Origin of the sequence: Enterobacter asburiae, assembly GCF_007035645.1 — a bacterium.
GTDB lineage: Bacteria > Pseudomonadota > Gammaproteobacteria > Enterobacterales > Enterobacteriaceae > Enterobacter > Enterobacter asburiae_B.
This window is the reverse complement of sequence record NZ_AP019632.1, coordinates 4,002,136-4,025,402: the sequence shown is the minus strand read 5'-3', so window position 1 is coordinate 4,025,402 and position 23,267 is coordinate 4,002,136. Positions and strand designations below refer to the sequence as shown.

The 23,267-nt window shown below is 48.4% G+C and carries 17 protein-coding genes and 5 pseudogenes; 9 read left to right on the top strand and 13 right to left on the bottom strand.

Going from position 1 to position 23,267, the window contains the following annotated elements; translation table 11 throughout:
* Positions 1–17 precede the first annotated feature (17 nt).
* From FOY96_RS19235 to FOY96_RS19210, 6 genes and pseudogenes are all read right to left on the bottom strand, one after another.
* Positions 18–2,474 (bottom strand): nuclease-related domain-containing DEAD/DEAH box helicase, encoded by a 2,457-nt coding sequence (locus FOY96_RS19235; RefSeq protein WP_090048295.1) that lies wholly within the window; start codon positions 2,472–2,474, stop codon positions 18–20.
* Between the two features lie 46 nt (positions 2,475–2,520).
* A pseudogene (locus FOY96_RS19230) lies at positions 2,521–2,918 on the bottom strand (type I restriction enzyme endonuclease domain-containing protein); the annotation flags it as partial.
* A 5-nt stretch (positions 2,919–2,923) separates the two neighbouring features.
* Positions 2,924–3,381, bottom strand: a pseudogene (locus FOY96_RS23170) (IS481 family transposase); the annotation flags it as partial.
* Positions 3,311–3,703, bottom strand: a pseudogene (locus FOY96_RS19220) (SOS response-associated peptidase family protein); the annotation flags it as partial. The pseudogenes FOY96_RS23170 and FOY96_RS19220, both read right to left, overlap by 71 nt.
* 156 nt (positions 3,704–3,859) lie before the next feature.
* Positions 3,860–5,950, bottom strand: coding sequence for an ATP-binding protein (locus tag FOY96_RS19215; RefSeq protein ID WP_090048298.1), 2,091 nt, complete (start codon positions 5,948–5,950; stop codon positions 3,860–3,862).
* A gap of 56 nt (positions 5,951–6,006) precedes the next feature.
* Positions 6,007–6,894 carry an SIR2 family protein gene (locus FOY96_RS19210; protein WP_090048300.1) on the bottom strand — a complete coding sequence of 296 codons (888 nt, stop codon included), beginning with the start codon at positions 6,892–6,894 and terminating at the stop codon, positions 6,007–6,009.
* Positions 6,895–7,108: 214 nt separating this feature from the next.
* Between FOY96_RS19210 and FOY96_RS23010 the strand changes: the two genes are divergently transcribed.
* The 6 genes and pseudogenes from FOY96_RS23010 to FOY96_RS19185 all read left to right on the top strand — a co-directional run bounded on the left by FOY96_RS23010 (position 7,109) and on the right by FOY96_RS19185 (position 9,738).
* On the top strand, positions 7,109–7,495 hold the full coding sequence (locus tag FOY96_RS23010; protein WP_090048302.1) for a hypothetical protein: 387 nt from the start codon (positions 7,109–7,111) through the stop codon (positions 7,493–7,495).
* 185 nt (positions 7,496–7,680) lie between these two features.
* Positions 7,681–7,914: pseudogene (locus FOY96_RS23295) on the top strand (hypothetical protein); the annotation flags it as partial.
* Positions 7,911–8,681 (top strand): hypothetical protein, encoded by a 771-nt coding sequence (locus FOY96_RS23025; protein WP_177205261.1) that lies wholly within the window; start codon positions 7,911–7,913, stop codon positions 8,679–8,681. The pseudogene FOY96_RS23295 and the gene FOY96_RS23025, both read left to right, overlap by 4 nt.
* A gap of 36 nt (positions 8,682–8,717) precedes the next feature.
* Entirely contained in the window at positions 8,718–9,221 is a 504-nt protein-coding gene (locus FOY96_RS19190; protein WP_090048306.1) for a hypothetical protein, read from the top strand.
* Entirely contained in the window at positions 9,218–9,376 is a 159-nt protein-coding gene (locus tag FOY96_RS23000) for a hypothetical protein (protein WP_172620527.1), read from the top strand. Before FOY96_RS19190 ends, FOY96_RS23000 begins: the two co-directional genes overlap by 4 nt.
* Positions 9,373–9,738: a hypothetical protein gene (locus tag FOY96_RS19185; protein ID WP_090048308.1), complete on the top strand. Its 366-nt coding sequence runs from the start codon at positions 9,373–9,375 to the stop codon at positions 9,736–9,738. The genes FOY96_RS23000 and FOY96_RS19185 overlap by 4 nt, the downstream gene beginning before the upstream one ends.
* Before the next feature lie 221 nt (positions 9,739–9,959).
* Here the strand turns inward: FOY96_RS19185 and FOY96_RS19180 are convergent.
* Positions 9,960–10,142: pseudogene (locus tag FOY96_RS19180) on the bottom strand (recombinase family protein); the annotation flags it as partial.
* A gap of 705 nt (positions 10,143–10,847) precedes the next feature.
* Between FOY96_RS19180 and FOY96_RS19170 the strand changes: the two are divergent.
* A complete protein-coding gene (locus FOY96_RS19170; RefSeq protein ID WP_063956689.1) occupies positions 10,848–11,066 on the top strand; it encodes a hypothetical protein in 219 nt (72 codons plus the stop codon).
* 397 nt (positions 11,067–11,463) lie between these two features.
* Here FOY96_RS19170 and lpxP read toward each other — a convergent pair whose 3' ends face one another.
* From lpxP to FOY96_RS23290, 3 genes are all read right to left on the bottom strand, one after another.
* The gene (lpxP, locus tag FOY96_RS19165; RefSeq protein WP_090048310.1) at positions 11,464–12,372 is read right to left on the bottom strand and encodes a kdo(2)-lipid IV(A) palmitoleoyltransferase; all 909 of its coding nucleotides are present in this window, start codon (positions 12,370–12,372) and stop codon (positions 11,464–11,466) included.
* Positions 12,373–12,573: 201 nt separating this feature from the next.
* The gene (locus FOY96_RS22995; protein ID WP_172620526.1) at positions 12,574–12,846 is read right to left on the bottom strand and encodes a hypothetical protein; all 273 of its coding nucleotides are present in this window, start codon (positions 12,844–12,846) and stop codon (positions 12,574–12,576) included.
* Positions 12,847–12,925: 79 nt separating this feature from the next.
* A complete protein-coding gene (locus FOY96_RS23290) occupies positions 12,926–13,102 on the bottom strand; it encodes a YnfU family zinc-binding protein (RefSeq protein ID WP_213076229.1) in 177 nt (58 codons plus the stop codon).
* A 153-nt stretch (positions 13,103–13,255) separates the two neighbouring features.
* Between FOY96_RS23290 and FOY96_RS19150 the strand changes: the two genes are divergently transcribed.
* The gene (locus tag FOY96_RS19150; RefSeq protein ID WP_004132711.1) at positions 13,256–13,489 is read left to right on the top strand and encodes a hypothetical protein; all 234 of its coding nucleotides are present in this window, start codon (positions 13,256–13,258) and stop codon (positions 13,487–13,489) included.
* 19 nt (positions 13,490–13,508) lie between these two features.
* Here the strand turns inward: FOY96_RS19150 and FOY96_RS19145 are convergent, their stop codons facing one another.
* The 3 genes from FOY96_RS19145 to cspF form a co-directional block, all read right to left on the bottom strand.
* Positions 13,509–22,091: a GH36-type glycosyl hydrolase domain-containing protein gene (locus tag FOY96_RS19145; protein ID WP_143347602.1), complete on the bottom strand. Its 8,583-nt coding sequence runs from the start codon at positions 22,089–22,091 to the stop codon at positions 13,509–13,511.
* Positions 22,092–22,246: 155 nt separating this feature from the next.
* On the bottom strand, positions 22,247–22,411 hold the full coding sequence (locus FOY96_RS23165) for a YnfU family zinc-binding protein (RefSeq protein ID WP_213076230.1): 165 nt from the start codon (positions 22,409–22,411) through the stop codon (positions 22,247–22,249).
* A gap of 81 nt (positions 22,412–22,492) precedes the next feature.
* On the bottom strand, positions 22,493–22,705 hold the full coding sequence (cspF, locus tag FOY96_RS19140) for a cold shock-like protein CspF (protein ID WP_001446195.1): 213 nt from the start codon (positions 22,703–22,705) through the stop codon (positions 22,493–22,495).
* A 278-nt stretch (positions 22,706–22,983) separates the two neighbouring features.
* Between cspF and FOY96_RS19135 the strand changes: the two genes are divergently transcribed.
* On the top strand, positions 22,984–23,202 hold the full coding sequence (locus tag FOY96_RS19135; protein WP_000203924.1) for a cold shock domain-containing protein: 219 nt from the start codon (positions 22,984–22,986) through the stop codon (positions 23,200–23,202).
* The last annotated feature ends 65 nt before the right edge of the window (positions 23,203–23,267 follow it).

Below are 23,267 nucleotides of genomic sequence, written 5' to 3'. Positions count from 1 at the left end.
GGATTATATAAGAGTTCTTAGTTGTCAAAAGGTAAATATTTCCCTTTTTCAACTTTAATAAGATACTTTTTGTTGTAGCAAGTTGACAATGCACAGGCTAAAGCATTCCTTAATTCAGAGCGATCTAATTGCTCAAGATGAATATAGCGTTTACGTAGTGCATCTGTTATCTCATCCAATACTAGTGTTTTATCTGGTGGTAATAATGCAACCCAAGCCTGTATAAAAGCTAATGCGCTTCTGTAGAGAAGTTTTCCACCAGGTAATGATTCGCTTAGTACTTTCCTTCTATATGCCTTTTCAAATGCCACTCTTCGGGCACTAGCTGCCGCTAACGGTATGGGTAATAATCGTCTCTTTTCTTTTTGAATGGCTGAATTAAAGCTACCCTGAGAGATTGTTAAATCAAACTCGCGAATTGCATTAATCTCATGTCTGGTTGGTGATGATTCTTCAGTTCTCTTATTGCAAAGCAAACAATTATTGTCAGAATCAAAAGGTATCATCTTTTCACATATGGCACAATTTTTTATTGATAAGTGCGTTCCTATTCCTAATGTATTTAATTCAAATTGTTGATTTGCAATATAATAAACAACTCTCCGTGAATCGCTGGACCAATACATAATTGGGTACGTGTGGTGGGAATATAAATAATCAACCCACGTTTCCGCTGGAGAATTTTCTTCATCAAATTCAATAAGCCAAGAAGAAAGGTTTTTTGACCATGCTAATTTTACAGTATTGAGTTTCAGGTCCCCTTCGCTGAAAAAGTTAGCCATAAGAACTTTGGAGAATGAGTTATGTTTTGCTTCATTAATTGCTCTCTGAATTTCCTTTCTATTAACCAGCTTATGAAGGAAGTTATTATTTTCTCTCCATGTTAGTTTCTCCGAATCATAAATTGCAATGAAAGCAGTTGTGGCTCTTGAATAAGCACAAAATAATTGAGTATCCTCCATGTTTTCAGAATCCAGTGTAATGACAACAGGTGATTCCATACCACGGAAACGGGATACAGTCTCAATATTTATATCAAAAAATTTCATGTCTTTCTGGAGGAATTTTTTCACTAAATCCGTAGGGACAAGGACGGTAATCTCATCAGATGGTACAGAACTTTCTCTCAACCGTAAGATTTCATCAATCAATGTGGAAAGTGGATCGATAACTACTAATTCTTTTAACGTATCAGGTTCGTTATTCCTTGGGGAAGTAATTTGATATGAAGAAGGTCTGATAGCCATTAAATAATCAGTAACGGCTTTGGGGCATCTTAACACAATCGTTAAGCTGAAGGAAAATTGCGATTTAATTATCCGCTGAAGGTCAGTATGATTCGTTCCTTTTTCAAAAGAGAACGTTTGGGTTTCATCACAAAATGCAATGATGTTTTTATTTTCAAACCAATAAAATAAGGTTTCCAACCACGAAGGATGTAACGCCTGCGCTTCGTCAATAATTAAAGCATCATAATCTTTTAGATCCTTTTTATTTAATGCATTAAGCAAATCCTCGCAACATCCTGATTCAAACCAGCCTGTTGGGGACTCGGGAGGTAGCGCTAGTCTATTACGAGCCTGATGACAGAGTTTGTGCCAGGTAAAAACGTCGCATAATGAGTCTGGAGTTTGTTGTCGAATGTATTCAGAAAGACGGTTGTTAAAAGTAAGAAATAAAACTTTTTTTTGCTCTTTAACAAGTCGTCTGGCGAATTCAATCCCAATCAGAGTCTTTCCTGTTCCTGGCCATCCAGTTACAACAAATCGTTGATATTCAGACAGGAGTTCAATGACCTTGATTTGTTCATGAGTGAGTCTTAACCAGAGTTGATTATCATAAATAATCCGGGTTCCCCAGTCAGGAGTACCATCAAACTGTGGACATATGGATTTTATTATCAATTGAAGTTGGTCACCTCCTAAATCGTTATTCCCTAATGCAGTTTTCCAGTATTGCATTATATCGATAGTGTGCTTTGCAATTTCCGGGAGTTGTTTTTTATCAACGAATATTTTTCTAAATGGTCTTACTGATAAATCAACCATTGCTGTATTTATAATTTTATTATCGAAATAGCTATCAGGAAAAATAAAACCATAACCAATACGCAATCGTAATGTTGTTGCTCCTCCTAACCAACGGGCTAATCCATGAACATTGTTACGTGTTTGCTTCACTACATCGACATTATTATTTGTTTTGAGATGTACAAAAATAGGGCCATCTACGCGATATACCCCACTTTTCACCTCGAAAGCTAAAACACCATAGATACGATGGAGAACAAGAAAATCTATTTCTCCACTTGGAGGTAATCTCATACCCAAATGCCGGGCTGCCGAACTCAACCACGGAAGGCTATGAATCACAGTGAAATCATCGGACAGCCCTTCTTTTAGCAGGGCATAGACCGTTTTTTCTCCATAACTATCATTATCAATAGGTCCGAATGCCGGAATCATTTTGGCCATCTTACTATTTCCTTATAACATGCTCATGACAGAAATTTTCACTATGTTACATCGTCCAGTGATTTGAAATAACTTCCGCTTGTTTTAAAATTAACTCCACCGTGCGTGCCCGGTGTTTTATCGTGCGGATACATGTATCGACGCGGAGTCTGGCGAACCAGGATACGCAACCTTGCACATACACTTTCACTTACCTGCCAATCCACGGTTGTGGATTGCTGCAGGCTTCAGTGTAACTTCGATCGCCAGTTTCTTAAGTATCTCATCCTCCAACTCACGAACGGCGCTTTCGTTTTCTGCCAGTGCGTCGTAGAAGGCGATCTCTTCAGGATTCAGGCCAAGAGCATCATCACGTTCCATTGCGGACTGAAAATCTTTCGCCATCTGGATCAGCTCTTCAATCACTTACGCCGTCTCAATAGCCCGGTTGTTATATTTAATCAATTGCAGTTCAGGGGGAACGGACCAGAGACCGGGTAATAGGGTCCCGTCCGGTTACCTTCAAATTCAACATGAAGTTCGTTATCAAACAGCCTCCACAGCAACAGTACATGCTCTCCTTCCAGATCAGGATCCATTTCATATGCCGTTCCCTCCACCATTACTCTGGCATCAATGCCCACTTTGCGGCGCTCAGGCTCCCGTGCAAAATGGCAGAACCGCTCCCAGCTGCACATTTCACGGATCCCTTCTTCAGACAGGTTGAGCAGCCTGTCTTCCCTGCGTGAACGCGGCTGTGAGGGATGAGGCTGGTCATTGTAGTGAAGGATATATATCGCAGCAGCCATTCATTGGCCTGTTGCTCGGTTTCCGGCTGATGAAAATAGTACAGTGTTTCATGTGTTTCCTTGACGGTGCGGAAAGGACGTTCCACTTTTCCTTTCGACCGTGCTTTCGTCCGGGTGCCACTTAAATGCCTCAGCTGGCACAGCTCCCTGTCCGGCCGTCTTACCCGCGCTTTCACCACTGAGGCTCTCCCGCATCCAGTCACGCGCGGCATCCGGTGTCAGGACGAGAGGAAGTCGATCGTGAATATCGAGCAGCCTTTTATCTGCGGCTGCCGTGACAATAATAAACCCTTCCTCATCATCCCGCAGACCAAATGGCCGCGCGTCAATGGCAGCCATGAAAACAGGCTGACCGCCCCTGCGGTAAATGAAATACGGCTGTTTTTTGTTCCCTTGGCGTACCCATTCGTACCACCCGTCAGCAAAAACGATGGCGCGGCCGGCGCCGTGCTGGTGACCAATATTACAAGATAGTTTGAGCAAGTGCCGGGCCTGGTGCTGGAAGACTGGGTTAATTAACACCCCACGGAATATCTGAACAGCCCCGCCAGCTGCTGTACGGGGACATACAGCAGCCTGTAGATTAGCTGAAGGATATTACTGTTCAGATACGACAGAATCGTCTTGGTCCGGGTTACAGCCACTGCGTAATACACTAATACGTATCTGAAGGTACTGCACTTCTCCATTATCTAACTGGGCAGGTGTGGTGATATTGACCAGCTCACTTGCAAATATTAACTCCTTTTCAGGCATTGAATTGACGCGCCATATAATCGAACTGCTTTTAAACAACGTATAGAGGTATTCCAGATCGCTGTTGAAAACAGCTATTCTCCATAGCAGCTCACTGCAACGATTAAAAAGACCATCCAGTCTCTGACAAAATAGATAATTATAGGCACGTTTCAGTTCAGCAACGATCTCTGGAGTTATCCTGAAGTATTCTTCTGCCCCCAGTACCGATTCGTACTTGGATACCAGTGCGCGAACGCGGGTATATAGTCCCGTCTCGTTATGATTTATAACGGTGTCAACGTACTGATCGTTGCTGTTACCGAGCAGAGAATATAAGCGCAGACTGATATTATTAGCCGTCGACGTCTCATTATGTCTTCGTGCCTTGCGCTCCAATTTTATCAGCTTATTAATTTTTGTGCTCCTGGGGAGGTCTTCACAGATCTCAGCCTCAGCAGAAAGGTAAATCCCTGAGTTTTTATCAGCAATTGACTTTATCTTTTTTGCATACTGAATAGTTTTGTGTCTATCGCTTTCCGCCAAAGCGCGCATGATTGTACCCATCATCTTGAGTGCCATTCTTTTCGAATAACAATCCGACTTCTCGAAGTCGTTGAAGATAGGCTCAAGGAATGTTGCACTTTCGTTGTCTTCATCAATCATTCGCAATCCGCTTGCAAGGTACCAGGCCAGATGGTATTTATCCATACGTTCATAAGAAGATATTTTATTGAATACCATCCGGCTGAAGCTTACCAGTTCCTTGTAATAATCATTATGATTTAGGAACATACAATAACCAATCGATGCCAGGATGATGGCTTTTGTGCTGCGGCTATCGGGATCAAACTGCGTCAGTTCAAAGTAATTGCGAATAAGAGTATGTACATTTCCCGGATAAAACTCAGTATGCATGAGCATGAACTGCGTCACCGGTCCGATTTTGATTTGACCTGACATCCATTCAGGACCGATACAGATGGACAAACATTTCTTGACCAGTTCAAGATAATCGTCAGTAGATAATGACGATGAAACATAATCCCTTACAAGTGGGTTAATTCTGAGGATTGTTTCATTTTCGATCTGAAGAGAGTAGATTAATCCATCCCGCTCCAGTTTAGAAAAGTCGTTATACACATAATGGCTTTCCGAGAAACTTTCCCTGATGTTTTTAAGCCTCTCCCCGCAATCCAGCAAAGCAAAAACCTCAAGTAAACTGTATATTTTCTTATGGTCTACTTTCAGATTTTCAATCCTGTTAATAAGGTAAGTTGGTATCTCCGCAGAAAACTCCTCTTCAGGCAGGGTAATGATACCGTCACCCAACACCTCACCCAAGCTCATTAATCTAAGATATTCTTTTAGTTTATCCAGCTTAGAGGGCAACCCAGCGGTAATTTCAAGTGTCTTGTCCAGTTGTTCTCGGGTGACGCCGGCCAGTTTGGGTTCGTCCTTCATGTACTCTTTAACATCATCGACAGAAAGCGGACTCAGACTCAAAAATGCTATATGTAGATTGATCGGATGTGTGCCAATAAAAATGATTTTAATATTACTGTTGTAATCTGAGCAAAGTTTAGATAGTTCATGAAGATAATTTACTGCAGGAGAAGTAATATTTGAAATATTGTCGAGCACAACAATGAATTTACCATCATCGATATTGGAGAAAATCCAGGTAATATCTGTGCCAGTATCAAGAGCAAACTTCTTCGCAATTTCCTCAGGAGTAGTTAAACCCGTCAGATCACTGTAAAGTACATAGGAGTCTGAAAATTCATCATTCAGAAATGAGTAAAGGAAGCCTGACTTCCCGTAACCCCACCCGCAAACCAGCTCGAGACTCCCGGTATTCTGTAAAGCCTGGGTCGCAAAAAGCTGTTCTGATATTCTTATAGTTTCATGAGCAGGCTCACGGGACAGAATATGCCGTGTCAGTCGCGGCATTTTCTGAGCCGGTACTACTGACCTGGTTTTCAGCCGATATGCTGACTGAGGTGCAGTTACTTTTTTTTTTGCGTGTTCAGGACATCTTCAAAAAGCTTATGACAGTCTACACCGCAGTATCCCTGGAAGCGTCCATTTGCAGTGGCATCAGAAACAAGACTAAATAAAGCATGATTATCAGACAGTGCTTTTTCAGGCACTGACTCATAAAAAGCCCAGCGGATGTTATAAGTTGCAGCATCGTCGTTAACAATAGATGTTAACGCCTGCAAAAAAATATCATCCCAGCCTGCGTAACCTAGAACGTACAGCTTGCTGTCAGATAACACATTCTTGATCGAGGATTCAATTTTGGGACGTAAGGCTGATAACTGGTTTGTTGAGTGCATCGTATCGCGGTTCCATAGACCATGCAGATGCACGACTATCTCCTTATCAATATATCCCTTTGTGCCGCCAATAGGTTGGTCGATGGTTAAATCTTTAATTATAGGGTCGCGTCCCGCACGGTATAAGGAGTACTCGATTACCTCATCGAAGTTAGTTGTGAGGATAATGCCAACATCGATGGTTGTTTCACATATAAGTCTGGTCAAATCATCAATACATTTTGATATATACCATTCATTATCTGCTGGCTGCGCTTTTTTCATGATAATGGCCAGCACTTCTCTGACCATTTCCTGATCGCCTACACGCAGGAGGTATGCAAAACTTTGTTGATAGGTTTCAACAACACTCATATCCTGCTTATCCTTAATGAAAGAATCGTATATATTATATTCGATCATGAAGTCCTTCAGGATATCATTTATTTCTTTTACGCCGGGAACGCCTCTGCCGTCTGGCGACATTGTAGTCGCTGAACCCAGAATAAAAGATATTTTTTTATTACGTCTTATATCGAGACTTATCGATTCAATTAAATCTTCATAGTTATTCATTTTTTAGCGTCCAGCCAGAGATACCTAAAGTCTTTAAGATAACTCTCAAACTCATTCTGCTCAATACCCAAATATCAAGTCTAATCATAGTGAACCTGAAACGGACGATTCCAGAAATCCCCCTGACCAATTGACTTAACTGTAGCTTTCAGTGCCAGTACTATGAATCACTGTGCTTTAGTATTATTGCAGAACACCCTTCTAAAGAGATGCTATGCAAAAGACCCCATTTTTCCGACTCAGCAGCTTTTCGGATCTGCGCGACGGGAAAACGGTAAGTGATATGATAATGAATCAATACGCACAAAATCATACTGAGTATGATTTTTCACTTAACCGGACATTTTCAGACGGAGCGTGCAGGATGGATGAGAAAGAAGTGAATTTTTCACTCAGCTATGAACAGCTGGCCGCGACAACAACAGAGGTCATTGAAGCTATCAAAAAGCGCCAGGATCAGACGACGGCAGCGAAAATTTCCAGTGTGGAGGCTGTCATATTTCTGTGCTCTGAGCTTGCTAAAGCAGGGGCATCCGACTTCAGACCGGTACAGGCTGACCTCCGTCGTTTTCAGGAACATGTAGCCGGAATGAAAGAATGAATGGAACGGTAAAAAACCGACGCCCGATCGCTGCGGCGCTGCTTGCTGAGGAAAGGGCACGGGTACAGGCGTTGCAGCGCGCCAGCGAAGTGAAGGTGCTTTCCCTAGTTCCGGCCATTCCGGCAGGCAGTCCGGGGCCGACTGGTGATGATGTTCAGCTCATGATGGATGGCGTCGCATGTACCGCATACCGTGGGGATTTTGTTATACGCCTCGACGGGACCACTTGCCTGCAGCTGTGGGACACTGGTGGCAGGTTAACCCGCCTGGAAGGCGATCCCCTGCAGGTTGCCAGCTGGCTGCAGGCCTGCCATGACGCCGGTATTGCCGTCGGGGTGCAGGTCAATGAGAACACGGTTCCGCACGACACTGAGCACGCTGATGCTGTGCACAAACATTCCGGGGAGATACATCCGTGAAATTCAGCCGGACAGACCGTGTGCTTCACGCCTTTGCAGTGGTGGCCTTTGCCATCCTGATCCTTATTATTCTTTTTGGCCAGACAGTCAAAGACAGTGGTCCGGCCGAGTGGCTCTCCGCCGTACTAAATCTGGTGATGGCCGGGGCTGCCGTCGCTGCTTATCTTACCGCGCGCAGCTGGTTGCCTCAGCTGACCACTCAGGAAGGCTACAGGGAGGCTATTGCCCTGGTTAACGAGCAGTACATTCATCTGGGTCCGTTGAATACTCTGACGCCGGCCGCTGAAAAGGCTATGAATGCCTTCCAGAAACATAACGAAACCAAACGTGGTGACGATCTGGAAGCCTACACGGAAGCGGTTAATGAACTAATCCTGCACCTGATCACAGCAGAATCAGTTCAGCAGTCAATCAGGGAAATACGGTTCCGGCTGAACACATATGGTCTCAAGCCTGCGGAACCTTACGCTGCCAAAATTGAGGCCATGTCTACCGCCTTTGATAAGGTGCGAGGGGTGGGTGGGTGGTTGGTAAATCTCCTGACAGAAAATGTAACCAGTCACTATCAGGTAAGGAAACCGTCGCTGCGTAACTACGACGTCAACTATGAGGCACTGATTCTGGATATGAAGAAGGCTGAAACACAAGAAACCATAGAATCCCTGTATAAGCGTTTTACCGCTGTCCAGAAGGAAATGGTCGACTGCCATGACGCCATATTCGCGGGGAAGCCCCCGATCGGTGAGCTGTTCACCGTCCGGAAATAACAACTCTTCAGAAAATACAATCGAAAAGGAAATAGAATGACACCAGACATAAGACGCCGTATTCACGCATTCCGTAATGCCCTGGTGCTCGCGTCCGACACCCGCTCAAATGAATGTTATCGCTTGGGTCGCTGGAAGGAGCTGAACAGTTTCCCCCATGGCTGCTGCGACCTGGCAAGCAACTTTCTGGCTCAGTATCTGCAGGACAGAGACTCGTCACTACAGCCGGTGATCGTGCATATGCTTACAAACCCTGAGTTCTGCGAAGAGCATAACTCAACCATCCAGTCCCATGTGATCGTGAGACTGGATGACTGGTACATCGATCTCACCCTCAACCAGTTTGCGGAATATCGGCGCCGGGTTGTGATTGAGAACCGGACCGGCACGCTGGGAAGCCTGTTGAGGCATATCCGCAACTGTGGCGGCACTGTCAAGGAACGTGATATCGAGCTGCACAATCCAAACGAAGACGGCGGCAGGCTCTATATCTGGCTACGCGACACTGCAGACAGTCTTCTGAGCGTAAGGACAGAATGACAGGGCAAGGTACCGCCCATCTTATCGTCACCAGCACGCGCCGCAAAACCATGGCTGCATGTGATGCGGTCTTTCCGGATGAGCGCGATGCTGGCAGGGCTTACGGGGTCTGGCTGGAAAGACTGGCGCAGGCCCGTCGCGGCTCGCCCCCATGACCGCCGGCGAGCTGTATACAGGCCAGCACTGGAGCAGGGCTGCTGCAGCTGTGATGCGTAGTGGTGCTGAAATGTGGATTATATGGTGGTCAATTTTTATTGCCGGTCAGGTCAGGGCTGCAAGTCATGAAGGTGAATATGGCCAGACTATGGCTGCATTCCGTGTTCCGTGTTCCGCGTTCAGTGGTGACTTCTTCGGGATGACCACTATAGGTACAGCGTTGCAGTCCGGTGAGATTGCCTGGGTTTTATCTGCTGATACCGCCCTGCTTTTTCTTCTGCTTACCCTTAATGTCCATCTGTACTTGAAAAAAAATGCTGAAGGCTGCGATATGGAAAAGTCAGTTGCGCCAGTGGATTAGGGCTGAGAAGGATCCTGTACCGATAGTACCGGGCCTGTACGCTGTGCGGAGCCCTGCACAGGAATGACGGTTTTTTTCCTGCGGCACAAAAGCGCTGATTCTTATCGGCCGGCATCGGTGTTATCGGTGTGTAATACCATGGACGGTTTTCGTATGTAAAAGCTCTTCCCCTCCTCGTAAGCGTACAGCGAGAGCCGTATTGACGGGGATGTGTTATTCAGTTGGCGGCGACTCAGCCAGTCCTTATGCGACATCGCGGCCATCAGATCGATAAGCATGTTATTGATGGCGGTTATCACGGCGCGGGTGATTGGGTCAGTTTCCGAAGCGTCTTTATCTGACTGCGCCTGCCATAAGGTGGGCACATCCAGGCTGACAATCCGCAGCTCGTGTTGTTCTATCGGTGTTGAACAGCTCCGCCGTTTGCTGCTTGGCATTTTAAACACCCGCCTTGGAGGTGGTAATGCAGCAAAATGATTTACGCTGACTGGTTGAAGGCCGCAAGTATATCGGGCAGATGGAAATCAAAGGTCCGCGCCATAACCCGTTAATTCTCCAGTTCTGGAAGGACATCAAACGAGGCGGTATCAAAGATGACGCCCCTCCTGGTGCGCTGCTTACGTCGGGTCAATGCTCGAACGCGTCGACATCATCGCCGTCGCCAACGGCGATGCTCGGCTTGGGCGAACACCTCGACACATTGTTGAAATCGAGGTTCGCCGCCAATCTGATTAATGCTTCGGGGAGAAATTCATACTCCAACTATAGGGCAGGATCGTCTACCGGGGCGAAGTCAGTCCAGCCTAATTGACCTACACCCCGTTGATTCCCACAGATTGTTCTCATTAACGTCCGCTCCTGGCACAAAACTGACATCCCAACCTGTATCAGATCATTAAAATTGCCATAAGTTAAGCCAGTAACTCTCTGGTATGACGTAGCGCTTGCGCATCAGGCAGGACAGCCAAATTTGATGTTCGCTGAAAGCTGGTTGCTCTCTGGCGCAATGCCTATTGTTAGCTTGCAGGTGAAATAATAACAGAAGGCCTATCCAAAGCGTGTTATAAGCGAGTATGAAAACCTCCACACTGGTGGTTGAGAGGCATGGCATGAAATTACGAATCACAAGAGCAATCGGCCTCAGCAGGTTCTCGCCACGTTGGGTTAAGGTTATCTGTTTACAGTTAACAAAAAATGATATTGAGCGCTCCCTCAATGCTCTACTGGCCAACATTGATGAATCTGAGCTTTCTCCGGAGCAAGTCAAAGCGTTTAGGGAATGCGTTGACAGGATTAACCTGGCACGGGGTAAGGGGATGCAGGCGTGAGCACTTTTAATTAAGCATTTTTCGATGTTGCTTTGTCAATGATGGCTTTTATCCAAAAAATTCGGCAGGTGAAAAGTAGTCTAACCGTTTGATAAAAGGTAAGCCCAAACCGTATATGCGCGGCGTGTTTGCTGCGCAAGTATCGCTGACAGGCCGACAGCAGCGGAGCTCTCGAAAGCCACATATGAGCCAATGAAGACTGATGGGAGCGCGTAGGGATGAAACTGTCCGCTATGAGCGAAAAACGGACCTTCAAATCCGAACCGGTTCAATTGATTAACCTTGGCTGTCAGTCAAGCTATCGTTAACATGAATCCGATCGAAAATTCCTTATCGCATTTTTACAAATACGCAGTGGCAAGAAAGATAGATTCTGGCTCATGACAAGTAGAGTTGTTCATTTGTATAAAGAGACTTCGCCTTCAGGACGCGTTTTGAACCTGCGATGCATCCACAGGTATTGCTCAGGAGCACGGAGAATTTCACGCTCGATGATCTTGTTCATATAAGCCGCTGCGGCGACCTTATCTTCCCCTGGATAACCTGCCAACGGATTGCTGATATACATGTGATAACCTTTTTTATCGCTACGTCTAATCATGCTAAGTGTGATCAAGTGTGCACCAGCGAGTTTTGACAGAGCATACGTTCCGTTCGTCGTGGCTGCTTTTTTTACCGAGAAAAAAGGTGCAAAAACGCTTCCTTTAGACCCATAATCCTGGTCTGGTGCAAACCAAACGGCTTCACCTGCTTTTAGCGCATGAACAAAACCGGATAAATTACGTCTATTAATCATAGCCTTATTTGAACGCATACGTCCTTTTGTCTGTACCCATTCCATTAATGGATCATTGTGTGGGCGATACGTTGCCATCATAGGATGGCATAACCCCATTACTCTTCCACACAACTCAAGGGACATAAAATGAATCCCGACAACCATTACTCCTTTTGTCGCGCCGGTCAGGTTTTCAAGCCCTTCGACATCAAACCATTTTTTGACTCTCGCATCGCTCCAGAACCAGGCCATTCCTGTTTCCATCAGTCCCAGCCCGAGAGAAACAAAGTTTTTATTGACCATCTGGCTCCGGGCAAACGGTGTCATCTCGGGAAAGCACAGTTCGATATTTCTAATCGCAATTCCTTCCCGGCGTTTCAGAAAGGGTCTGGATATTTTTCCAAGGCCAGAGCCCAGAGTATGTAAAACCGGGTAAGGAAGTTGAACGAGAAGCCACAGCAGACCCAAACCAGACCAGGTAAGCCAGTGGCGAGGATGAAGTAAATTATGAGTAAAAGTCTGTGCCATAAATTTCCTTAATGCTAATGAAGGTTATAACGCAAAAGGAAAACAATGAAGCAATTTGTCTTTAGCGATACATTTTGTTTTAGACAATTTAAAGTCATCTAAATTCAGAAAAAAAAGTTTTGCAATGACTGGTGAATAATTTAAAGAGCCAGGGGTGAATTGTAAGCCAGCAAATTTATTCTGCTATAAACCCATGGTTTATCATTGATACTCAAGGAATTGTCTTCTTGATTCAGCATCATCAAGGTACTCAAAAGAAAGAAGCCGAATTTTGGTAAGTTTATAAAACCACTCACAATCGTTTCGTTGAATAATTTCGCCTGGTTTGAAACATATCCCGGATGCCACCCGAATAATCGCATATTTACCATTACTAAAACTGACCCGGTGAATACAGAAAGGTTGGCCAGCCTGTCCGTGACAGCTGTTCGACATGATATGCCCTTCAATAAAAACAGATTTTTTAGATTTCATTATCATACCCTCGACAACAGCAGTACAGGAGGAATGTTGTCATTTTCCGACATCACTGACGTTAAGTGGCAGAAGCTGATCAGCCGCCGATACACCAGCATTCTGAAGGTCTGAACAACAGTCCGCAGGCAGGGCACTCAAGAACCGCATCTTTTCTTAGTTTACCTGCTTTCTGATCGGCTCTGTGTGCACATACCGGACAGGCAACATGAACCGGTCTTTCTTTAAAATACCTGAGCCCATTTGTATAAGACATAAATAATTCTCTGAGGAATAGAGTAATTATTATACGCTTTAATATAAAAATAACTGGCATAAGTTATGTTAAGTTGTGTCTGAATCAGGATATCAGATATTGAAAATTGAACGTCTTATTTATGATACACTACCCTTCCGTGAGAAATTTAAGATGAAATCAGAAGACACCCTTGACTGGTATCCGGCACAATTACCGCCTGTGAAAATTATTCTTGGCGAAGCCGTGCTGGCTGTGGGTAAACAGGGCCGACCGATTAATACCCGCACCTTGCTGGAATACCTTCAGGTCATGCAGGACAAACAAAAAAGGCGGGATGACAAAATCGCCATGCAGACTGCGATTGATGTTCTCAGGGATAATCAGCGCATTAACGGCAGACGTTAATGCACCTCCGGGATCAGTGTCAGTTCTGAATGATCTCAACCGTATGGTTTTGTCCATCATCCTTCAGCGGTATTCTGTCATCAGGGAGGAGAACACCATCCAGCGTCACGCAATATTCTGCATCGCCGCGTGAAACACTAATCTGATAATGGCTTTCACCATATTGATATGCCATAGAAAAAGAGGACCACTCATCCGGTAACCTGGCATGAACACTAAAGTCAGTGCCGGAACGTTTTATCCCCAGTAATCCCTCGGTAAGTAAACGCCAGGCCCAGGCTGCGGAACCGGTATACCAGCTCCACCCTGCACGTCCGGTATGGGGAGCGACACTGTAGACATCAGCACTCATGACATAAGGCTCAACTTTATAAATCCCGACAGAGTCCGCATTCAGGGTATGATTTATAGGGCTGAGCATTGACCAGAGTTGCCAGGCTCGTTCGGCATTCCCCATTCGGGCAAAGGCCATCACTGCCCAGATGGCGCCATGCGTATACTGCCCTCCGTTTTCCCGCACGCCGGGCAGGTACCCCTGTATGTAGCCCGGATTTGGACCGTGTCCGTCGAAAGGAGGCGTTAACAGTTTGATCAGCCCTCCTTCGTTATCCACAAGGTGCTTATCCAGCGCCTGCATGGCCTTTGCGCACCGTCCCGGGCTCGCGGCGCCGGACAATACAGACCAGCTCTGCGCAATCGCATCAATCCGGCAGTCCTGTGAGGTTTTCGATCCCAGGGGAGTACCATCGTCAAAATACCCGCGCCGGTACCATTCCCCATCCCAGGCGTGGGCTTCGAGATTACTTTGCAGGCGCAGAGCCTGTGAACGGCACATCGCGGCGACGCTTTCATCCAGCCTGTGCTCCGCCAGCGCTGCAAACCGCTGCAAAATGTCGTACAGGAAGAAGCCCAGCCAGACGCTTTCACCTTTGCCTTCGATACCCACCCGGTTCATCCCGTCATTCCAGTCACCAGCCCCCATCAGCGGCAGGCCATGCTCCCCGAAGCGAAGTCCATAGTGAATAGCTTTGACGCAGTGTAACCAGAGTGTCTCTTCGGTGCCGCTGATGACCGGCGTGTCATAGACAGACTCTTCACCAGGCTGAAGCGAGCGTCCTTCCAGATAAGGAATGCGTATTTCCAGTGCATCCATATCCCCCGTCGTTTCAACATAGTGGCAAACAGCAAGCGGCAGCCAAAGATAGTCATCGGAACAGCGGGTACGCACACCGTTGCCGTGTGGCGGGTGCCACCAGTGCTGCACATCCCCCTCGATAAACTGCCGTGATGCACAGAGTATTATCTGTTCACGCATCCGGTCCGGAGCAGCATGGCTCAGAGCCAGCGTATCCTGCAGCTGATCGCGAAAACCAAATGCACCGCCAGACTGATAGTAGCCACTCCGGGCCATAAGACGGCAGGCGACCGTCTGATACAGCAGCCAGCCATTAACCAGTAAATTTACGGACGTGTCGGGGGTGTTAACTACGATTTTATCGAGAACATTGTGCCAGTGATTATGAATCCGGTTCAGCTCCTGGCGGACCGTATCCTCGTTCATGTAGCGGGCCAGCGTCTCCTGAGCACAGACATCATTCTCCTCTGCGCCGAGGATAAAAATAAACGTCCTCTGGTCCCCGTCAATTAATGTAACCGCCGATTGCACCGCTCCGCAGGGATCCAGACCGGCCCCCGTCTTACCAGAAAGCTTTTGCAGTTTCATAGCCGAAGGGGCGTGAAGGGAACCATTACGGCCAATAAACTCCCGGCGGTCCCCTGTCAGAGAACAGTCATTACCGCTGACGGCAAAAAATGCAGTTCGGCCGCCACCATTATCACCATAAAAGTTATTCGCAAGCACCCCGCAGCCGCCGGGCGTTCTGGCCACATGTGTCACAATGTGAGGGGCTGAGCGCGTTCGTGTTTCTCCGAGCGTCCACTCTACATAGCCTGTGACGGAAAGTTGACGTGTCCGTCCCGAAGAGTTACTGAGCGTCAGGAGCAGCAGTTTAACCGGATCTTCTTCAGCAACCAGGACCGTCAACTCGCTGTCTATACCACTCTCACGATGGGCAAAAACGCTGTAGCCAAAACCATGGCGGGTCAGGTAATCACCGTGTCCGCGAACAGGTAAAGCCGTCGGCGACCAGCACTCCCCGCTCTCTTCATCGCGCAGGTAAAATGCCTCGCCGCTGCGATCGCTCACCGGATCGTTCTCCCACGGCGTCAACCGGTATTCATGGGCATTCTCATACCAGGTATAGGCCTGCCCTGCCTCTGAGATCACACTGCCAAAACGAGAATTTGCCAGTATGTTCGACCAGGGAGCCGGTGTAAGCGCATTTTCCCGAAGGACGATCTGATACTCCCGCCCATCCTGAGAAAATCCACCGTACCCATTGAAATGGCATAACTGACTGGTATCAGGGCTCCAGTCCGTATGTTGATTACGCTCGCGCACAGCACGCGGAATGAATGCCCTTGCCGGCGATTTCAGGGTATGAATACGCTGGTTAAGCTGCTCATTAATACCCCCTGCGCGGTCATCAAGATAAAGACAGGCCACGCTCATCAAAAGCAACTTATCCTCAGCGGAGAGATGCTCACCGTTCCGGACAAAAAGCCCGCCCTTTTTATCCAGCAGACTGGCTTCAGACCCGGCATAAATTAACTCCATAATCTGATTTTGTAATCCCTGCTGGTAGCCGCCGGGGCTGTTATTCAGGATAACCAAATCAACATCCAGCCCTTTCTGTCTCCAGTAACGGTGTGCCTGAATCAGTGTGGTCACTGAGGTGATACTTTCCTCGCTGGTTATACTCAGCAGCACTATCGGCAGATCCCCTGAAATTGCCCAGCCCCACAGTCCGGACTGGCCACGCCGGTTGCGGCCTATCGCCTGGCCTTCGGCGCGCAGCTCCTGGACAGGGTAAAGCACAGCGCTGGCGAGACTATTGAACAACGTGGCATCATCTTCACTGGCGTTCATCTGGCGCAATACCACCAGACTGTGAGACCAGGCCAGTTCAAAGACGCGATCGGCGATAGGGTAATCGCGATATTTCTCCAGCAACGCCAGGCTCTGCTGACGGGTCTCGCTGATGCCATAAATGATATCAATCGTAACCGGCTGCCCCGGCTGCAGAATGATGGCGTTGCGAATTGCCAGTATCGGATCCAGCACCGAGCCCGACGTGTTGCCTAGCATCCCTCCCGTCTCTATTGCCTGTGCATTCGCAGGGTTTCTGCCACGTCCAATAAACCTTGCCCTGTCCGTTTCAAACGACACGTTATGTCGGTTATCGCCGTGCACCACCATCATGTGAAACAGGCAAGGGCCCGGTTCATCCGGTGAGCGCGGGCGCCGGTGGCAAAGAATAGCGTCACGCTCAGGAGCCAGCTCAGTCTGAATAAACAAATTGCTGAATGCCGGGTGTGCCAGATCGCTGGCATCAGGTGCCAGTACCACTTCAGCATAGGTTGTCAGCTCCAGAGAGCGAGGCTTGCGACCACGATGAATCAGTGTGAGCCGTCGCAATTCAACATCATCCTCCGGAGAGATCACCACCTGAGTTTTGACGCTGAGTCCCCCTAAGCTGCGTCTGAATTCTGCCCCCGCATCGGTGAACAACACTTCCTCGTCTTGTCCGCTGGTGTAGCCTGTTGGTTGCCAGGTATTGCTCCACACATCTCCCGTCTGGGTATCGCGGATGTAGCAGAATGCTCCCCAGTTATCACGGGTGGTATCACTGCGCCAGCGCGTTAGTGCAATATCATTCCAGCGACTGTAACCACCGCCGCCCGCGGTCAACATCAGGTGATAATGGCCGTTGGACAGGAGTTGAATATCCGGGGAGGGGGTATCCACGCTATAGAAAATACGGGGTTCATAGCGAACGGGTTTGACCATGCCCTCATGAGATTCAAAATGACGGCGCGGACTGTACAGATCGACCGCATCCGGCACGCGCTCCTGTAACAGCAGACTCGCTGACCGGAATACCGTGCTGGACATAAAGCGTTCAGTCATGGGGGCGTCAAGCAGCACATGAGCCAGCGCCTGAAATGCCATACCCTGGTGATGCGCCATCCAGGACTGTACCACCGCATAGAGCTGACCGGTTGCAAGACGTGAGGGGGTATAGTCCAGCGCTTCATAAAAACCGTATTCTCCGCGTGCACCATTTTTTTGCAGCCTGAACAGGTTCTCACAGGCTCTCTGTGGGGAAACCATCAGCGCCAGCAGCGTGGCGTAAGGAGCGACAACCATGTCATCGGCAAGTCCCCTGCGTAGACCGAGCCCCGGTACGCCAAATGCCTGATACTGATAATTATGCTGAACATCAAAAGCATGATAGCCAGACTCTGAAACACCCCATGGTACCCCGCGTTCTTTCCCCCAGTGAATCTGGCGCATAACCGCCGACTGACTCATTTCATCGAGCAGGCTGCCGGGCCAGGTGGGCATCACCAGATTCGGCATCAGATATTCAAACATGGATCCGCTCCATGACATCAGGGCAGTTTCATTATCAATCGTGGTAAACAATCGACCCAGCGCGTACCAGCTTTTAAGAGGCAGCTGATTAGTCGCAATGGCAAGAAAACTGGTCAGGCGGATTTCAGACGGCAGGAGATCGTAGTGGCTTTTGTCAGGCATATTGGTGTCACAGTTATAACCGACGCTGAGCAGACTGGTTGCTTCACTGTACAGAAAGGCGAAATCCATCCGGGCATGCTCATCCAGCCGCTGTTCCAGCTCGGTGATAATATTGAGTCGCATTCGGGCCTGCTCCGCCACTGACGCCGGAGGCGTTCCTGTACCGGTTAATGTCGGACGGGCAAGCTCGCTCAGCGTCGGCAGCGTCTGTTCATTCCAGGATGCAGGCAACCAGCCAAGCAACAGAGACCACTCATGGCAAAGCTGAACCAGTTGATGCTCCAGATGTCCAGCCCAGCGCATCTGAAGAGGAAATCCCTGATGACATGCGCTGGTCAGATGGTTGCACTGGGTGCGCATGCTTTTCAGTTCGCTGAAAAGCGCCTGCGGAGAGAGCGACACCGCGTTCAGGCAATGCTTGCGCAGCAGTCTCAGGCTGTCAGGTGGGTTCTTACCCCACTGTTTTTCCAGAATATCCAGCGTATCGTTCAGTCCTGCCAGTATCTGTTGGTTGCTTAAAACAGGCTGAAGACGCATGGCGGACAGGCCTGCACGCAGGGTCAATAAATGCCCGGCCATATTGCCGCTGTCGACGCTGGAGATATAGCGTGGACTTAGGGGGGCCAGCGTACGGGTGTCATACCAGTTGTAGAGATGGCCCCGGTAGTGCTCCATTTTATCCATCGTGTCGAGCGTGAGCGACACGCGCCGGAGCACCTCTCCGCCAGGCAGGTAGCCAAAGTCCCATGCCGTCAGGTTAGCCATAAGTGAAAGACCAATATTGGTAGGAGAAGTTCGGTGTGCCACCGTCGGTTGTGGTATTTCCTGATAATTATCAGGCGGAAGCCAGTTCTCTTTTGCTGTGGCAAATGTTTCAAAAAAAGCCCAGATTTCACGGCTTGTCTGGCGTAACAGCTGTTTTTGTTCCTGATTAGGCGAAAAAACCTTACGCACGGGCTGGCGACTCAGCCAGCTCATCAGCAGCGGTGCCACACACCATACCAAACCGATCGGTAACGCAATCCCCAGCAGCTGTGGGGCAAATTGTCCGGTCAGTATTGTCAGCGCCACGCCACCGGCAACGTTCAGCCACATCGCCTGATAAAAACGTGCAACAGTGGGTCTGGCCTGACTGCTGTCCTGGCTGTGGCTGACCCACTGGCTGAGGTGACGCCTGCTTATCCCCAGTCGCCATAGCGTCACGGCGATCGCTTTCAGCGAATATCCGGCTTCGTGCGGCAGTATCGCAAAATTAAGGCTGATACCTGACAGACGCTTTAGCGCGCCCGCCCCCACCATTAACAGATGCGGCTTCACGCGGCGACGCAGAGGTTTATGCAGAAGGTCGTGGCTGATGCAGAGGATGGCTGGCAACAGCCATATCAGCAACAGTATGCCCAGCCAGTAAACCGGGTTGGGTACCCAAAGCAGAGCGAAGAACAGCAATATCAGTAAGGAGGGGGCGACCAGACTGCGACGTAGATTATCGAGTAATTTCCAGTAAGAAAGCGCGGTCAGCGGATTCCTGACCCGGGTTCCATCGGCTTTTCTGACGCGTGGTTTTAGCCAGTTAAGCAGTTGCCAGTCACCCCGGATCCAGCGTGAACGTCGTGCAACATCCGACAGATAATTATTAGGGTACTGTTCGTACAGTAACACCTCGCTCAGCAGACCCGAACGTGCATAGCATCCTTCAAGCAGATCGTGGCTGAGTACCAGATTTTCCGGGCAGATGTTGGTAGTGGCCTGCATAAAAATATCAACATCGTAAATCCCTTTGCCCACAAACGAGCCTTCCCCAAAGAGATCCTGATAAATATCCGAAGACATCATCGAATAAGGGTTATTGCCCGGTACGCTGCTGCGCAGGGCTGCGTAACGCCCCTGACCGTTGCGTGGTATCTCCTCCGCAAGACCGGGCTGTAAAATACCGAATCCTTTGACAACCCTCTGGCGTACCGGATCATACTCAGGCGTATTCAGCGGATGCGCCATCGTCGCGACGAGTTTGTGTGCCGTATCGCGCGGGAGCACCGTATCGCTGTCCAGGGTAATGACGTATTTTATGTGACCCGGTAAAAGGTGGGCAGGCATCTCTGCAACGCTGACGAATTGCGTTCCGGGATGGCGCAACCAGCTGTTCAGTAACGCCAGTTTTCCCCGCTTGCGTTCATAGCCCATCCACGCTCCTTCCGAGGGGTTCCATTCAGGCTGGCGATGTAACAGATAAAAACGTGGTCGGCCGGAAGGGTAGCGGCGATTAAGCGCCTGCGTATCGGCGATAGCCTGTCTGAGCAGCGCGTGACTTTCCGGCGAGGGTTCATTTTCAGAATCAGCAAAATCAGTGAGCAGCGCGAACCTGAGATTTTCGTTTTCATTCCCCAACCAGCAGACTTCAAGACTGGTGAGGAGCTGGCTGAAACTTTCGTGGCTGGTCAACATGCAGGGAATGACTAACATGGTGGCACTGTCAGCGGGAATACCGGCTGAAAAATCCATCCCCGGTAAGGGTCGAGGAACGCGAAAACGGGTGGTTGCATCACTGAGCAAATCGCTCATTAACTGAGTTAATGCGATAATCAGAGGTAATATCACCGCGATCAATAGCCAGTCTGCGCCCTGCATGGCGGTTTCGTGCAATATTGCTGCGGTCGCTGCGGTTGTCAGCAACGCCAGGCTTCCAAGCCATGACAGCAGGGTTATTCTGTTGAAACTGTGCCGCAAGCGTATGAGCCTTGAGGCGTCTGCCAGGAGATGAATATCCAGCGCCTGTCGACCTTCGCCCGCAAGATAATAACCAACATGATGTTCCGGTGTATCGGGCGCTTTTTCCTCTGAAAGCGCCAGCACCTTCTCAGCAACCTCAGGCTCGCTGAGACCGCTGTCCCTGGCCAGAACCTCAACTACGTGCCGGTAATGATCCCGGGTATTGAAGTGCATCCGGGGATAGATGCCGGCAGGATCATTGCGTAATGCCTGTTCGACAACGCTTATCGTTTCGGCGAAATCAGCCCAGTCCGTTTCACTCAATAAACGCAGGCCCGCGATGCTGTTACTGACGGACAGCTGGCTGGCGGCAAGCTGCTGATTGAAACTATGTATGAGAACGTCAGTGGTGATCCCCTGTTCCCGAAGGCACTGATCAACCCAGGTCAGAGGTAACGACAGCGCGTTGCCATGCCCCTGCAGGCGCCGCACCAGCTCTGCGACAAACGCACTGGTTAACGGAGGTCGGGAGCGCGCCATATCGGCAACCACCATGATTAAATCACCAGGCGCACTCTCTGCGCATTCGACAATCCTTGTTATCCACGTATCAGCAAGGTTTCTGTCCTGCTGCGCTTTTATCACTTCCATACTGATACGACGAAGATTTTCAATCAGCGCAAGGCGCAGCATTCCCGGTAACGCCCAGACTTCACCCAGCGTCAGCGGCGTCACCTGTTGATAGGCAGTGAGATAGCTGGTCAGGCTGGCGGCATCCCAGCGGCCATCGCCGTGAGCAATGGCCTCTGATGCAATATGATAAATTCGTGGGCAATTCAACGGCGATACAAGCGACGGAAGACCTTTGCCAAAGCTTTTCGGCAGATGCTGGCGGACAGTGCGGATTTGTTCCTCAATCAGATAATAATTGTCCAGCAGCCATTCACCGGCGGGCATGATACTGGTCTTTTTACCCGCGTTAAGCTCATAGCAGTTTTGGGTAATGACGGCCTCATTGTCGCCAAGCCGTTTCAGAAGATAATAAGGATGCCTATCCGGTGATACTTTATGAGTCCGCGCCAGCTTCTGGCCGTAGCGTTCCATCTGGACGGTCGAAAAGAGTTCTGACCGCGGCGAGCTTTCACCGGCAGGATCGTTCGCCGAAAACGTTATGTTTTCGGCAGCATTCATCAGAATACGGGAGCGGTTAAACCACGCTCTGGGGATCATTTTCATAGCATTGCTCTGATGCGACGTTAGCGCGCAGGAGCAGTTGCGAAATCAGTTCAGAAACGTTCTCTCAGGATGGGCGTCAGGCATCAGGGATTTAACAGCTGCCGGAATCTAACATAAGTATAGGACATGAGCTCTGTTCTGCGGTTTTGGTCGAGCTAGCGTCGGGAGATAAACAGAGCCTTACATCCGGGGCAAAGCATGGTCTGGTTGAGCCGGATTTTTGACAACGGTTGTACTGATTTTAAGCCACAAACAGGACAGGCAGCAGTGGCAGTAGACGCACTGCTGAAGAATTTCATTGCGTAATTGATAACAGACATAACCATTAACCTTTCAATGAATGAGCTTCACCGTACCACATGTGGTTAAGTTTTAATCTATCTATTTTGACACACTGAAAATCAGGAAAGATAAATGTTCGCAGCCACAGGCCCCCTGAGACCGTTTATCCGGCAAAACTCTATGCGGCTTCCAGGGATGAGTAATTCTGATTCGCGAGAGTTAACGGCTGAAATGTGAAGCAGAACGTCTTTTCGTCCATCAGATGGGATGATGAGGCCTTTACCACTAAGAATATCAAAGCTTTTGACAATTCCTGTCATTTTATGGGACAAGTCAATTCCTTATTGAAAACACGTAAAGACTATACATTGAAAATGGCATTCAGCCACTTTTATTTTCCCTACAGGACCTCTGGACGGCTAAAAGATAATTTGCTTATATCGATTCCCTGTGCCTTAATGAATCCCATCAGTTCGATGTACTAATGAAAGTTAGAAATTTTCCGGGCAGTTCTCATTACCAGGCGCTATCGTTGATATCCCCTCTTTTGAGTCCATATGTTTAATCCTATACGTTTACTATCAATACAATCATGTATAACGGAGTCAGTATGACCTCTAGAATTATGGGCCTGGTTAAATGGTTTAACGAAGACAAAGGTTTTGGCTTCATCTCTCCTCTTGATGGCAGCAAAGATATCTTTGTCCATTTGTCTGCACTTGATGGCGACAACTTTAAAACTTTATTTGAAGGTCAGAAAGTTGAATTCGCCATTCACCGCGGAGACAAGGGTCCTGCTGCTGCAAACGTAACACTTTGCGATAAATAAATCATTGTGGGTCTGCGATAACTATAAAGGATTATTCCTGAGTAGACAGATCCATAACTTAAATC

What these genes read in the sequence shown, in the direction of transcription:
- FOY96_RS19235 (WP_090048295.1), bottom strand. Translation starts at nt 2,474, where the DNA reads ATGGCCAAAATGATTCCGGCATTCGGACCTATTGATAATGATAGTTAT.
- FOY96_RS19215 (WP_090048298.1), bottom strand. Translation starts at nt 5,950, where the DNA reads ATGCCGCGACTGACACGGCATATTCTGTCCCGTGAGCCTGCTCATGAA.
- FOY96_RS19210 (WP_090048300.1), bottom strand. Translation starts at nt 6,894, where the DNA reads ATGAATAACTATGAAGATTTAATTGAATCGATAAGTCTCGATATAAGA.
- FOY96_RS23010 (WP_090048302.1), top strand. Translation starts at nt 7,109, where the DNA reads ATGCAAAAGACCCCATTTTTCCGACTCAGCAGCTTTTCGGATCTGCGC.
- FOY96_RS19190 (WP_090048306.1), top strand. Translation starts at nt 8,718, where the DNA reads ATGACACCAGACATAAGACGCCGTATTCACGCATTCCGTAATGCCCTG.
- FOY96_RS23000 (WP_172620527.1), top strand. Translation starts at nt 9,218, where the DNA reads ATGACAGGGCAAGGTACCGCCCATCTTATCGTCACCAGCACGCGCCGC.
- FOY96_RS19185 (WP_090048308.1), top strand. Translation starts at nt 9,373, where the DNA reads ATGACCGCCGGCGAGCTGTATACAGGCCAGCACTGGAGCAGGGCTGCT.
- FOY96_RS19170 (WP_063956689.1), top strand. Translation starts at nt 10,848, where the DNA reads ATGAAATTACGAATCACAAGAGCAATCGGCCTCAGCAGGTTCTCGCCA.
- lpxP (WP_090048310.1), bottom strand. Translation starts at nt 12,372, where the DNA reads ATGGCACAGACTTTTACTCATAATTTACTTCATCCTCGCCACTGGCTT.
- FOY96_RS22995 (WP_172620526.1), bottom strand. Translation starts at nt 12,846, where the DNA reads ATGAAATCTAAAAAATCTGTTTTTATTGAAGGGCATATCATGTCGAAC.
- FOY96_RS23290 (WP_213076229.1), bottom strand. Translation starts at nt 13,102, where the DNA reads ATGTCTTATACAAATGGGCTCAGGTATTTTAAAGAAAGACCGGTTCAT.
- FOY96_RS19150 (WP_004132711.1), top strand. Translation starts at nt 13,256, where the DNA reads ATGAAATCAGAAGACACCCTTGACTGGTATCCGGCACAATTACCGCCT.
- FOY96_RS19145 (WP_143347602.1), bottom strand. Translation starts at nt 22,091, where the DNA reads ATGAAAATGATCCCCAGAGCGTGGTTTAACCGCTCCCGTATTCTGATG.
- FOY96_RS23165 (WP_213076230.1), bottom strand. Translation starts at nt 22,411, where the DNA reads ATGTCTGTTATCAATTACGCAATGAAATTCTTCAGCAGTGCGTCTACT.
- FOY96_RS19135 (WP_000203924.1), top strand. Translation starts at nt 22,984, where the DNA reads ATGACCTCTAGAATTATGGGCCTGGTTAAATGGTTTAACGAAGACAAA.